This is a genomic window from Flavobacterium nitrogenifigens (assembly GCF_003254565.1).
Classification (GTDB): domain Bacteria; phylum Bacteroidota; class Bacteroidia; order Flavobacteriales; family Flavobacteriaceae; genus Flavobacterium; species Flavobacterium nitrogenifigens.
On the sequence record NZ_QJRI01000152.1, the window covers coordinates 1 to 14,072 of the forward strand.

9 protein-coding genes are annotated in these 14,072 nt (G+C 41.8%); 2 read left to right on the plus strand and 7 right to left on the minus strand.

Features of this window, described 5'->3' with window-relative positions; all coding sequences use genetic code 11:
• Positions 1-613: 613 nt before the first annotated feature.
• The 4 genes from DM397_RS01530 to DM397_RS01545 all read right to left on the minus strand — a co-directional run bounded on the left by DM397_RS01530 (position 614) and on the right by DM397_RS01545 (position 7,255).
• Positions 614-2,029 carry an MBL fold metallo-hydrolase gene (locus tag DM397_RS01530; RefSeq protein WP_317048796.1) on the minus strand — a complete coding sequence of 472 codons (1,416 nt, stop codon included), beginning with the start codon at positions 2,027-2,029 and terminating at the stop codon, positions 614-616.
• Positions 1,971-2,852: an ATP cone domain-containing protein gene (locus DM397_RS01535; protein ID WP_239457768.1), complete on the minus strand. Its 882-nt coding sequence runs from the start codon at positions 2,850-2,852 to the stop codon at positions 1,971-1,973. Before DM397_RS01535 ends, DM397_RS01530 begins: the two co-directional genes overlap by 59 nt.
• Before the next feature lie 228 nt (positions 2,853-3,080).
• Positions 3,081-6,113 carry a PAS domain S-box protein gene (locus DM397_RS01540; protein ID WP_111375868.1) on the minus strand — a complete coding sequence of 1,011 codons (3,033 nt, stop codon included), beginning with the start codon at positions 6,111-6,113 and terminating at the stop codon, positions 3,081-3,083.
• 2 nt (positions 6,114-6,115) lie between these two features.
• Positions 6,116-7,255, minus strand: coding sequence for an FIST signal transduction protein (locus DM397_RS01545; protein ID WP_111375869.1), 1,140 nt, complete (start codon positions 7,253-7,255; stop codon positions 6,116-6,118).
• Between the two features lie 909 nt (positions 7,256-8,164).
• On the opposite strand from DM397_RS01545, the gene DM397_RS01550 reads away from it, so the two are divergent.
• Both DM397_RS01550 and DM397_RS01555 read left to right on the plus strand, forming a co-directional pair.
• Positions 8,165-8,740 (plus strand): NAD(P)-binding domain-containing protein, encoded by a 576-nt coding sequence (locus DM397_RS01550; RefSeq protein ID WP_111375870.1) that lies wholly within the window; start codon positions 8,165-8,167, stop codon positions 8,738-8,740.
• Positions 8,741-9,614: 874 nt separating this feature from the next.
• A complete protein-coding gene (locus tag DM397_RS01555; protein ID WP_111375871.1) occupies positions 9,615-9,983 on the plus strand; it encodes a VOC family protein in 369 nt (122 codons plus the stop codon).
• 131 nt (positions 9,984-10,114) lie between these two features.
• Here DM397_RS01555 and mobC read toward each other — a convergent pair whose 3' ends face one another.
• The 3 genes from mobC to DM397_RS01570 are packed head-to-tail and all read right to left on the minus strand — an operon-like array spanning position 10,115 to position 13,780.
• The gene (mobC, locus tag DM397_RS01560; protein WP_111375872.1) at positions 10,115-12,091 is read right to left on the minus strand and encodes a conjugal transfer protein MobC; all 1,977 of its coding nucleotides are present in this window, start codon (positions 12,089-12,091) and stop codon (positions 10,115-10,117) included.
• A 34-nt stretch (positions 12,092-12,125) separates the two neighbouring features.
• Entirely contained in the window at positions 12,126-13,403 is a 1,278-nt protein-coding gene (locus DM397_RS01565) for a relaxase/mobilization nuclease domain-containing protein (RefSeq protein WP_111375873.1), read from the minus strand.
• Positions 13,388-13,780, minus strand: coding sequence for a plasmid mobilization protein (locus DM397_RS01570; RefSeq protein WP_111375874.1), 393 nt, complete (start codon positions 13,778-13,780; stop codon positions 13,388-13,390). The genes DM397_RS01565 and DM397_RS01570 overlap by 16 nt, the downstream gene beginning before the upstream one ends.
• Positions 13,781-14,072: the final 292 nt, after the last annotated feature.

A 14,072-nucleotide genomic window follows, 5' to 3' on the forward strand; every position in this document is an offset into this window, starting at 1 on the left:
AGCTTAAGCTTTTCTATTACAGAGGGCTCCAGGAATGGGCTAATGTAAAAGAATATCTGATGGATACCTGCCTTACGGCGCAGGATAATTACAAATCGGTTCTTGACTATTTTGAAATACAATACAAATAAAAGAACAGGACAAATCAATCCATCTAACAAATAAAACACTTATATCTGCAGCATAAAGAAAAACAGCAAAATACAAGACAAACACCTAAAAAACAAAAAGTTAAACATTAACTTTTAACGATTTTATCTTCATCGCAAAATCGTGGCATTCAAGTTTGTAAAAATTATAAACGCAGGATGCATGCCATTATAAAACAAAAAAAACAGCCCGAAGGCTGTCTTATTTTTCATCCGATATTACTATAAATATCTGATTTTCTGCAAATATCAGATGCAATAATTAACCACCAACGCATCTGGTACATTACCAAGAAAATGAAGGATGGATCAGGTGCAAAAGTTGGGGATTATGCAAAAAGATTGGACAGCTAAAGGTCTTTTTCTATCAGTGAAGATTTTCCAATACGTCAATCTCTTCGTTTATAGAACTCCCAATTTCCATTTCACTATAATTCCCTTTATTGTTCACTAATCAAGGATCTCTAAATTTCTATTTCATTTCCCATTAATGGAACATTGCATTTAAAATGATACTCATCCTGAATTCTAATTCGCAGTTCATCTGCCGGAATGCTTTCCCCATGTACAAGGTAGATGCACTTAGGAATGTTTTTAAGTGCAGAGAGCCAGTTTATAAGATCCTTTTGGTCTCCATGTGCAGAAAGTCCCTCTATCTGAAAAATTTTGGCTTTTACGTTATAGTAATTTCCATATATTTTAATTTCATCTGCTCCTTCCAGAAGTTTTCTTCCGCGGGTTCCTTCTGCCTGATATCCAACAAAAATAACAGTTGTTTTTTCATTGCTTATATAATGCTCAAAGTACGACAATACTCTTCCGCCTGTGGCCATGCCGCTTGCCGCAATAACCACCTTAGGCTGAGGATCTTCAATTATGCGCATAGTCTCCTTAAACTCAGAGACAATAGAGAACATTTTACTCATTTCATGACAATCGCTGGCAGAAAGTTTATGCCATTTCAAATTTTCTAAAAACACATGCAGTGCATTAGCCCCCATTGGAGTATCCAGTATATAAGAGACATCAGGAATTCTTCCTTCTTTTTTAAGCTGCCACAATAGAAGCATTACCGATTGTGCTCTCTCTACAGCAAAGCCGGGAATTATCACAGTTCCTTTTTGCTTGATAGCTGCATTGATTAATGTTTCCAGTTCTTCTTTTACATCTACATCGGGATGAAGCCGATCTCCGTAAGTGCTTTCCAGAAATAGATAATCGGCAAATACGGGTTTTGTTGGCGCAAACATCAACACATCATCATCTCGTCCTATATCGCCAGAAAACACAAGCGTTTTCCCCTCAAGAGTCAGTCTAATACTGCAGGCGCCGATGATATGTCCTGCATTTTCAAAAACAGCCGTGATATCATTTGCAATAGGCACTACTGTATTTGGTTCTATATCTTCAAAAAAGGGAATAACAGCCTGAGCTTGTTCTAATGTATAAAGCGGTTCTGCATTTGCATGTTTTGAATACTGTTTTTGATTTGCTCTGCTGGCTTCTTCTTCCTGAATTTTAGCGCTATCAATAAGAACTAATTTTGCTATAGATTTTGTTGGACCGGTACAATATATTTTACCTGTAAAACCCTGAGCTATTAGTCGAGGAAGCCAGCCGCAATGATCCAGATGGCCATGAGTAAGAAGAACATAATCTATAGCAGAAGGCAAAATGGGTAAGGGCTCCCAATTGAGTTCTCTAAGCGGCTTAAGCCCCTGAAAAAGGCCACAGTCAACAAGTATTCTAAATCCGTCAGTTTCTAACAGGGTTTTTGAACCAGTTACAGTTCCTGCACCTCCAATAAATTTTACTTTCATTTTAAAAATGTTTACAAATTTGTGACGCTTCGTGCAATGTGTTTTTAACTCGGTTTTCACTAAGTCCTATTTTATAAAGGTTTTGAGGGCCATCAATAATATCTTTTACAAGTATCTGATCCAGAATAAGTAATTTTTCCTTTTCAGCTATTGATAATGTTGTGAGACAGGTAATGGGATAAAGAGCTCCTTTGTCTATTTTATTTTTGAGATTGTGTTCCGGCGGATAATCCCAGCTTAAAAGCGAAATACCGCTGCAATTGGCAAAATCCTGTGCATCTTTAGTAAAACGATTATTAGTTGCTATGATACAGGAACTGATAACTTCGCTGTTAGAAAAAATAATATGTTTTTTCGCTTTAAGGTCATTAAAACGAGATAGTATATACATTGGCACTTTTACATCTGAAGAGCCTTCTTTACCGCCATGAAATTTACATTCAACCATACTTATCATATTGTTCTTCATGATAGCTATGTCTATTTCATGCGATACGCATTTTCCCTGAAGTGTTAGATTTATTTTCGTTTTAAATCCGTCTGCTGCATACAATCTGGAAACAAACTTTTCAAAGAAAAAACCAGCGGGCCCAAGCATTTGCAAAGCTAGTCTGATATTGTAACGAGCTGCATGTCCGCTTGATGCTTTCTTTAAAGCGGCAAATGCTAATTTATAGATTTCTTTGGTGGTTATGCCATCATACATTTGCTTTTCTATTTCAGCTAATGATTCTTTTATGAGATCAATGCCTGCCCCAGACTTTTTAAGAGAAAGCTCTAATTTATCTTTATCAAAAGGCACTTTATATCCTGAGTGTTTTATTATTTTCATAATAGCTAAGGAATTCATTTTAACTGAAAAAGAGAGTAAATAACATCTCATTTTTTTTTGGAGTAGCTCTGAGCTGAAGCTGCATTGCATTAATCAATATTCTGCAAATTTAATTTAACATAAATATACTATAATAATATTAGAGTTGCATCCAATTTTGCCGCAAAAACAAGGTGATTTTGAGGAAAATAGTAAAAAAGCCAACGAGTTGCTTTTTTTTATAGAATTTTAAAGGTTGGAAGCAATAATACTTTCTATATTTATAGCTATGAAGAAGCATTACCGGTCTTCTTCCAGCTGTTGTGCAGCTGCAAGCAGGGTATCTTTTATTTTACGGAACAGGCTTCCTATCATTTCTTTATCTTTATCTTTACCTTCACTGCTGATCTGCTCCAAAACTTTAATTTCCTCAATAATGCTAAAAATCCCCATGCTTTCAATGCTTGGCCTGATCTTATGCATTATCTGGCTCAGAGCTGAAAAATTACCTATAGATATCGCTTTTTCCGCATTTGGAACCTCCTCTTGGATCTGATCAATAAAAACTCTAACCATCTTTTCAATAAACTCAGCATTTCCCCTGCTTATGGATTCCAAATTTTTAAGGGTATAGAGTTTCTCATTTTCTCGCGGCCCCAAACCGCCGGCAATGCCTTCCTGCCGAACTATGTGCCTAGAAATAGTTTCAATCAGGTCAAACTCTTCAAAAGGCTTGGTAATGTAATCGTTCATTCCCGCACTTCTGCATCTGTAGACTTCGCTTTTGAAAGCGCTGGCGGTAAGGGCAATCACCGGTGTCTGCAGCTTCAATTCTTCCCTTATTTTTACTGTTGCCTCAATGCCATCCATTTCAGGCATCTGAACATCCATCAATATAATATCGAAACTTTTATTTTTCAAAATTTCCAGGGCCTCCAGTCCATCAGCAGCTTCAGTGACAATGCAGTCAAAGTACTTCAGTGAATTGATGACAACCATCCTGTTGATGACATTGTCTTCAACCAGCAGAACGCTTATGCCGGAAATGTCAACATTGATTTCATTTTCGGCCTTTCTGATGGCATTGATATTCCCCTTTTCCAAATCAATTACAAAACTGATCTCTGTGCCTTCCCCCTTTCTGCTTTTAACCTTAATTTCGCCTTTCATGAGCTGAATCAGCTCTTTTGTAATGGCCATTCCCAGTCCGGTTCCGCCAAATTTCCGGTTAGCCGCTTTGTCTTCTTGAGAGAATTTATTGAATATTTTCTCTGCAAAACTCTGTTCCATTCCTATTCCCGTATCGATTACCGCTATTTCCAGGCTTTGAAAATTTTCAGCATCCTTCAGCACTTCGCATTTTAGGGTTATTCCTCCTCTGCTGGTAAATTTTAAGGAGTTTCCGATCAGGTTAAACAGTATCTGCTCCAGCCTTAATATATCGCCTTTGAGTATTTTGTGGACATCTTTGGAAATCTGCCTGCTTAACTTCAGCCCCTTTTTCTTTGCCAATGGCCCAAGCACATTGGCGACATTTGCGATCACCTTCTCAAAAACAAAGTCTTCTATTTCCAGCGACATCTCGCCTGCCTCGATTTTTGAGATATCCAGAATGTTGTTTATGATAGACAGCAGATGTTTGGATGCTACAGCGCTGTTTTCCACATATTTTTTCTGCAGATCGGTCAGCGGCTGCCTTTGCAGCTCTCTCAAAAAGCCGATTATGCCATTTAGCGGCGTTCTTATTTCATGGCTCATATTGGCTAAAAAAGCCTCTTTAGCCTTTGAGGCGCGTTCCGCCTTCATTTTTTCCTTCTCAAGTTCAATCTCCATCTGCTTCTGCTCGGTAATATCCAAATGAATGCCGATTGATCCAACCAGATTCCCTTTGTCATCGTAATTGGGCGCTCCACCTATTGCCCACCACCTGAGCTCTCCTCCTTTATTTCTGACAGGCATCTGATAAACATCCGATACGCCTTTTTCCCTTAATCTTTTTTTAGCTTCCAATTTTTCTATATTATCGCCGAATGCAAAAGTTTCGGAAGCCCTTAAGCCGATTAGCTCCTTGCCTTCAAACCCTGACATATCGGCAAAACTTTGATTGGCATATCTGATCACGTCATCATTATCGACTTCTATCAGCCCCAGATTCATATTGGCTATAATATTTCGATACTTCTCCTCTTGAAGCTTTAATTTGGATTCCGTTTTTTTCCTTTCAGAAATATCCTGCATGAAAGAGCAGAAGAAAACCTCCCCGTTCTGTTCTAAGGGTATTATCGAAACTTCCACGGGAAACTCATATCCGGCCTTATGTAATGCGGGAAGCTCAATCTGTTTATTTAAGACAGGGCCATCACCTGCCGCGAGATAACGCTTTAAGCCTCTTACATGCTCTTGGCTGTGCCGTTTAGGTATTATGGTATCATTTAATGTTTTGCCTAAAACCTCTTCCTTCCTCCATCCAAAAATAATCTCTGCCTGGCTGTTCCAAAAAGTTATTTTTCCCGATGTATCAATGGTCACTATCGCATTGAGCGACGAGTTCATGATAATGCGGTTGCGCTCCTCGCTCTGTTTGAGCAGATTTTTGCTCTTTGTGCTCTGCGTCACATCGTTGGATTTCCAGAGATCGCCAATGCATTCATTCTCCATCATTATGGGTATGTAATCGCGCTCAAAAAAGCGGTTGTCCACTGTTTCCAGTATTTCTCCGGTGACAATTTCTTTGCGAAGCAAAATTTCATCTATCCTCCTTCTGTAGGCTTCTGCGTCTTTAAACAGCAGCTGGGCATCATCTATATATTCACTGGACTTTTTCCCAATCATTTCATCAGGCAGAGCCTTAATGCCGCGCATATCGCATAAATGCTGGTTAACAAACAAAATGGTGCCGCTGCTGTCCTCAACTAAAATTCCCGACTGCAGGTTTTCCAATAATGCCTTTAAAAACTGTGCGGTCTGCACTAATTTTTTCTCCGTTTCCTTTCTTTTTGCAATCTCCTCACCTAAATATTTTGAAATAAAAAGAAGATCGTTCTTTTCATCTTCTTTAATAGATACATACCTCTGGTCCAGCTCATTTAGGCTTTTATACAAATTTAGAATTGACAGCTGTTTTAAATTGTACTCATTTCTTAAATTCTGATGCACCTCGTTATACTCCTTTTCGCTTTCCTGGAAAGAATGATCCATTAGGTCCTTATCCCTTTCGAAAGATAAATACGAATCATTAACCGACTTTATAAAGGATTGGAAAGATGGATTGTCCTGCAGCTCGGCAGGCAGATTTTTATTTATCTGCCTCTGCAAAAGTTTATGAAGCTCCATAGCTAATTCATTTCATTAATGCAGGTTATGGTCATGGTCTGATTATGCAGTATGCAGTCTCCAAATGGCTTTAAGGGAGAAATTTCCCCATACGAATAAAATCCTGCAATAGCGGTATTGCCAAAAATCTCTGATACCGCTTCAACTTCTTCATCGATTCTGGATCCCAAAATTAATTTTCTGCCGACGCAGCTGATTAAAAGAGCCAGCTTAGGATTAAAGCTATTAACCTGCAGACAGGACAAAGCGGCTTCACTTGCCGCATCTATAAGGCGGTCAAAATTAGCTTTCATGAACCGCACCCTGCTGCCTGTCGGAACATCGCCCGCAAAAGTCATGGTTTGATTTTTCTCATCTATTGACAGGATGGTTCTAACAATAGGCTCATCTGTCCCGTCAATTTTAATTGACAGTGGGAAAAGAAGTGCCGAACCCGGCAATTCTTCAGCATATTTCCCTAAATAAATTTTGTAGAGATCCAATACGTTTCTCCCGTCGATTTCATATAGAACATTCCCTTCCGCTTTTGTAACCAGCCTCTCGAGCCCGAAACTTTCCCATCCCCCTAATGAGCCATGTGAAACCAAGAGTTTCTCGCCATAGAATCCGATGGCTATTATCTTACCCTGTTCCGGCATTCTATTCAACCCGACGATTGTTTTTTCAAATTTTGCTCCATCGCCAGCCAGACCGCCTACAATTAGCACCTGCTCCTCTTTCACCGAATTCATTCCGTTTGCCAGCTCGCTCCCATTCACCTTTCCTCCATCGGAAAGTATGAGAACCAATTTTAAACGATTCTGGCTAAACTTCCTTATCAGCGAAGAACCTGCCTGAAAACTATTCTCAAAATCTGCTATATCAACTTCGCAGGTCTTAATTTGAGTCGAAGAAAATTTAATTGCTGTGAGGCTTATGGTATTGTCCAGCACTTCGTTCCCATAAATTTCACCGGCTGAAGAGCATAAGACCAATTCCGAAGATGGGAATCTCTTCCTCAACTGGGTGAAAATTTTTCCATCTGCCAATAAATCCCTTGAGCCAAAGCCTAAAACCAGGTCGCAGTCAGCGAAATCTAAACTATCATTATTGAATTCTTTCTTGAAAGAATTTTCTTCAAATAAAATGGCGGCTGTTTTCATTTAAATCACTTTTAGTTTGACTGATTTGAATTAAGTTATAAATCTCTTCAAGGCCGTTTTAGCGTATTACTGCTTTTTCAGGCTATCAAGCGTAATTTTCGAAGCAGGCTCCTTTTAGCGCCTTATTTTTAGTCAGAAAAAGATCCGTTTTCATTTCTGCCTCCAAAAAGTGAGCCTTCAGCAGCAGCGGCGTTTTTTTCCATACATTGAGCAGGGCCAAATCTATAGCCAACTTAAGTTCTCCGGCATTTCCTGAAATATATATTCGAATAATTTTCTTTATCTATAGTTTCTCAAAAAAAGAAGCATCTTCAAAAAAAAAAAAAAACGAACACACTCATCTTCAGTTCTTTATATTTCCATCACACTAAAATACAAAAAAATCCTACATGTTTGCCGCTTAAACGAAAAATATTGCATTTCATCGAGGTTTTATAAGATCTTAAACATAAATCAAGAAAAATTGGCAAATCATTTTTTATAAGGTAAAACTTCATTATTATAGAAATGAGACATAAAAAAAGCCTATCTTCAAAAAGGATAGGCCTTTTACCTTGCGGCGCGAATTGGACTTGAACCACCTCGCACCAATCTTAATAAACCATCTGCCATCAAATAGCTGCAAAAATATATCTGCCGGTAAAATCAACCGCACTTTTTTCCCAACTCCCCCATCGCCGGCCAAAATCAAAAAAAACTATTTTAAAAGAAGAAGAAGAAGAAGAAGAAGAAGAAAAACAATCTAAAAGAAAACTGACTGACATCTAAAACCCGTAAAAACACCTGAGCGCATATTAAATGATTGCTATAATTTTAAATATGGAAACTCTCGCCCCAGATCATATTTTCCGCCGCTTTATCTGACAGCATCAGATTTATATTTTATAGAGCCACTAAAAGAAGAAAATTATGGAAATTGGAATCATAGGCATAAGCAGCCTGACCATTGATTTAGCAGGCAGGGCATCCCAGGCAGGCTTTAGTGTCATTATAAACAATCCCAAAGGCGGCAGCCTTATAAGGGACTGCATCGAAAAAATGGGAACAGATGTCCGCTTGGGCTCTCTTGATCAGGCGGCCGCCCCCAGCCTGATCGTGCTTTTCCTGCCCAAAGAAAATCTGGAAGACACAATCCAAAAGCTTCCTGACATGTCAGGAAAAACCGTACTGCACGCCAGCGGCCTCATTTCTGATGCGCAAACCCTTCACACGGGAATCACCAAAGCCATGGCCTATCAAAACACGGCATCACTGCTTCCTGCCGCCCATATGGTAAAGCTTTTCAATGCGGCGCCTTTCGGATCAGACCGCATCAATGGGCAGGAAGAGAAAAAAGAAGAGCTGTTTTTTATGGGCGGCTGTTCTGATTCAAGAAGCAAAACAGCGGCATTTCTAAAAAAACTGCAGTTCCTTCCCGTTGATCTCTCCTTCAGGCTCCAGCTTCAGAACAGCTGGATAAGCAGAGTTTCACACCCGACAGAATAGAGACCCATCGGTTTGAAAACTCTATGAATCAAGAATGCATCTCTGCCCATCCATGCCATTTGGACAAGGCAAAACATAAAATCTCCCGCCACTTGCATTAAGGCGCTTATCCCATTGGGCAAAATGCCATATTGCTTTGCAAGCGCGCATTTCTGCATTCATGAGATTGGGGATATGGATAATAAAATAATCCATCCAATAAAATCAGCAGCCTCATGGGCATCTCCTTCATTAGGGGACAAAACAATATGAAATGCAATCTAAAAGAGAAATTTAAATTTATAACATAAGAAAGAAAGAAAGAAAGAAAGAAAGAAAGAAAGAAAGAAAGAAAGAAAGAAAGAAAGAAAGAAAGAGCCAACGACTGAATGCAGTGCAGTTGGCTCTTATCATGAAACACATCCAATGTACAAAAAAATGCTGACAATCAAATAGCATTCCGCAAACAAATCGCCAATTTTTCAAACAGGCTGCAAAAACCTCTTAAGCACGCTGACCGCTGGCCAAAATAAAAATATAAAAAAACCGAATCACTTAAAACACCCTAAAAAAAGAAGAATAGAAAAAACAGTAATAAAAAAGAAGCAATCTGAAAGAAAATTAAAGAAAGCTTTACAGCAGCATTTTAAGATCATCAGCCAAAAAAAAACAGCGGTTCGAGTCCTGTTCCCGCCGCAAATTAATTGGCATTTCTAAGAAGTCCGCAAGGCATAATTACGATCCGAAGAATTGCCGGTTCCGATAAAAAAAGCGATGGATACTATTGCTGGGAAGACGCAAAAAAAAGCAATGCCAACAGTTCGTGACCATTTATTCCTTAAATTTGAAAAAGGCTTTCAAGCCCAAATGTCATTTGCACCCTCATTCTTATAATATGGTAAAAACCGAAACAATCATTGCGGTGGCTAATGTGCCTGAAAGCTCAAGATTCTACCAGAATCTATTGGGCTGCAAAGGCGCGCACGGAGGGGAAACCTTTGAAATCCTCACCAGCGGGGATACTGTGATATTATGCCTCCATAAATGGGGCGAGCACGAACACCCGACCATGGCCAGCCCAAATGGTGGCGCAGCAAACGGATTGATACTTTTCTTCCGGGTGGATGATCTGCCTGCAGCCTTTAAAAATGCTCTGGAGCTGGATGCCTCTGTTGAAAAGGGAATCCATTATAATGAAAACTCTCTCAAAAATCAATTTACGCTTTGGGATCCGGACCATTATTATATCATTGTTTCGGAGTAGCCCCTTTTTGAGAACCTCAGAAAATCTCTCAAAAGTGGAGGCCATCAGGCATCTGCGCTGAAAAAAGCTTCCATCTGCAGCCGCAGCATCAGACTGAAATTTTTGCAGCCTGGCAATATGAGGCTATTGCATCACTTCCTCACAATGAGATGCGCCAGCGCCGGATCATTCAAAAGCCTCTCCATCTCTGTATAGATGATCTCCTGCACATCCCTTTTAATCTGCGAGAAGTTCTGCTGGACCATTCCGTTATCTAGCTTTCTTACAGGCGGTATTTCCTTATATCCCTTCTCCTCTCTGCCAATAGCCTCATGGTCGTTTACAATTGAGGAATGAAACGTTTTCAATTCAATTCTGCAGTCAGGATTGTCTGCCACCATGCCTACGAATTCCCCCGAACTCAAAGATGAAATCTTCGAAGGCGGCACAGCCGAATCCAGCTGTCTGGAACGGCTGACGGAAGTATCCGAGCTGTTAATGGAAATGCTTTCCCTGTCCTGCATGATCTTGCCGAAACGCTCGGAAAGCTGCTTGGCGGTGTCCCCCGTGACCTGTCCCGAGATGATGTTTCCTGTGATGTTCATAATCACATCGGCCTGCTCGCGCCCATAGTCTTTTCTGAGCTGGCTGAAGTCCTGCACACCCAGGCAGGTGCTGACCCTGTTGCTTCTTGCCGTTGCAATCAGGCTGTCCATATTGTTGAGATAGATGGTCGGGAACTCGTCAAATATGAGGCTCGATTTGAGCTTCCCTTTCTTGTTTACAAGCTTGATCAGACGGTTCACATAAAGAGACAGTACCGCGCCGTAGATCTGCAGCTTCTGGGGGTTGTTTCCCATGCAGACGATCTTCGGCTCCTCGGGATTATTGATATCCAATGTGAAATCATTTCCCGAAAGCACATAATACAGCTGCGGCGAAGACAGCCTTGCCATGGCAATCTTCGCCGAGGCGATCTGCCCCTCCAACTGGTCCATGGCATCGTTGAGATAGGCGCTGACAAAGGGATTGATCAGCGCCTCTATTTCCTTATCGGTCCGAAGCAGGGTAAAGAGGCTGTCGTAATCGGTCTGCATGAGCTCGATCACATGCGGCAGGGTGCAGAACTCCCCGCCCTTATACCTTCTGAGATACCAGATCACGGCCGAAAGAAAATTGATCGGAGACTCCACAAAAAAGTCCCCCTGCCTTTTGATCCACTCGCGGTTAAGCCCCATCAGAATTGTCCTGGCGGACTCTGAGGCGTCAGTGATGTCCTCCATGCTCTCTGGATCCAGAGGATTGCAGCGGTGCATGATGCTGTCGAAATTGATGAAGTAGCATTTGGGCATAACAGCATAGGCATGCCTGTATTTCTCAAAGGCATTGTAGGCAATCTTAGAAAGATCATCGTACTTGAAGTCATAGACAAACATACTGAAGCCTTTTGCGATATGCTGGGTGATGACATGGCGGATGACAAAGTATGATTTCCCCGAGCCGGGCGTTCCGAGAACCATCAGTCCGCGGAAGGGATTTATGATGTTGATCCAGCTCGAGCGGATCTTGTTTTTAAGATGATACTGCGCCGGCAGATTGATCGAATATTCGTTTTCCAGCAGCCTCTCCTCCTGCGGAAAGGTTTCGTTCTCACTGTTGAAGACATCGCTTGAAGAGAGCCTGTTTCTAATCAGTCTGGACAGCAGCGTGCCACCTGAGAGCACGAGCAGAAACCCCAAAGCCGTGACCGCCATATAGCCCACCGAAGCCAGAACCGCATCAGTAAAAAACAATGGCAAAAGCCCGCTTGAAAAATAAAGCGCCCCTCCTGAAGCCATCCTATAGAGTGCTGTTTCCAGCTGAAGCTTTTCGTCCTTTCTTCCTTTTGCCCCCAAAAGCGAGATCAAAAGAAACCCCAGCGCGGAAAGCTTGGAAATATAAAATTTATCAAACAGTCCCGTCCGGCAGACCGATCCCAGAATCTTATCTCCAAAATCTGCTGTAAGGTTCCATAATTTAAAAGCTCCATAACAGTAATAATAGCAGTGCCCCAGCAGCAGGATGATGCTGATGAGCCTTGTCATATCCACTATTTTTCTCAGCGCCTGTTCATTTTCTCCCGTCTGCATGGCTGCACTATTTTCAATGTGATTGATTTCTTTTTCAATTCAGATCCGAACCGCCCCTTTTCTTTCTTCTCCGGCGCTTTCGTTTCAATGCCCCAGGAATATTCTCAGGCTGCCATTCGGGTTTGAAAAGCTCCTGAAGCCCTTTTGTAAAAATGCCATCTGAAATGCTTTCTGAATCTCCCGTCATGGCTATCTGCCTGCATCGCTTATATTCGGTTTCCAAGACGGTTTCCCCTCCTGCCTTCACTTTCACTGCAGCACCGTGTCCGCAGCGTTCCATCATGCCTTTCGCGCTGTAGTTTTTCCCCAAAGCGCTGCCGTTTAAGACGCACTTGGTGATATGGTCCACATACGTTATTCCATAGAGCTGCCCCTGATCGCTCTTTCGCAGGACAGCATCAATTCCCTCTTTCTGAAGTGCGGAAACCAGTTTTTTCATATCCATATTCCTGATTAAGAAAACGGCATCAACCATGCTGCGGATCCGCCTCTTTTCAAATGCCTTTTCGCCGCTGTTCAAGGCATACCTTTTCTCCAAAAAAGCAAGGGTAGGCTTCATTGCAAAATCGCTTGCCTTTATCGGAACACCAGTAGCTTTGCCTTCCTTATCCAGCATTCGGTATAAGAGCCCTCCCGCCTTAAAGATTCTAGAATCCTCACTTCCCCTATCCGCCCTAATGTTATAGAGCTGCAGCACTGCATTGAGCTCCGCCAGGGAAGTGTATCTATAATTCAAAAGCACCGATTGTAGCACTCCTGACATGGCTTTTTTGGACTCCGTCCTGCCATAGCAAACCCTGCTTACTGCAACAGGTTTTACCGCTGGCATATCCTCCGATTTTCTCCCTTGTGCCCTGACCAGATTGAACTGTTTTTCAATCTCTTTTCTGGCTTTCTCCGACTGGTTCTTTCCGATGTTCTGCATGTCGATCCTAGAACCGTCCTCCCTTACTTTTATCGAGACCAGATGGATGTGCGGATGCCCTGCATCATGATGCTGGTAGACCAGATAGGGCTGCTCTGCAAAACCTATCTTTTCCATATAGGCATCTGCTATCCTCATGAGCTTTTCGGCGGAATAATTCTCCGATGGATGGAAGTTCAGCGAAATGTGCACGCTGTTGCGTCTGACATTCCCGTTCAGGGCGTTCTGATGCAGCAGGCGGTTGAGTTTCATGGAGGAATTGAGATCCTTTACAGCGGCCGGATAATTGCCTTCTCCGATGCACTTGGCGGCGCCCTGCTTCACCTTGTTTTCATTGTACCGGAAGATACTCTGCACTGAATCTCCGGTCTTTATGACTGCAACCATTTCCGTGTTATTTTTTCGGTCATTTTTACAATGGACTCGGTCTGTGCCAATAGCCTTTCCCGCTGCGATTCAGTCTCTGAAATCCAGCGCCTGAATTCGGCATTATGCTGCAGGGTATGGAGCCTTCTGACGCTCTGATTGAAGTTATTTCCAAGGGCGGCGAGCTCCTTTCTAAGACGGATGAACTCGAGCATGAATTCATCCAGTGAAACATCCCGATGCTTGACTATAACTGGTTTATTCAGCAGGCAGCTTCTGAGGTATTCGCTCATCTGCCTACAGGCGGTTGTCTTGAACCTTCTCTCAAGCATGTTGTATTCAGCAGCTGTAAAGCGCACCGCCGCAATTCGGGTTCTGTTTAAAATCTCTTTCTCCATTTTGCTTCCCTTTCATTTCTTCAAACAATCCTCCTTTTGAGTTTCACTGCCGCGAGTTCCGAGCATAGGGCAGCCAGATTCGTTTGTTTAACAAACGGACATCTGGCCGACTGCAGGAACGCCGCAGTCCTTGAGCTTCCTCAAAGCTCAAAAGCCAAAAAAGACCTCTTTCGGTAACTCTCCAGCGTGAAATTAGAAAAGTCGTGCGGATTCCTCCCATCCCGACCATATTTTGAACGGGGTGTTTTAAGCGCTTCTGCCTATCTTTGGAGCAGCTGATTATTAATTTAAA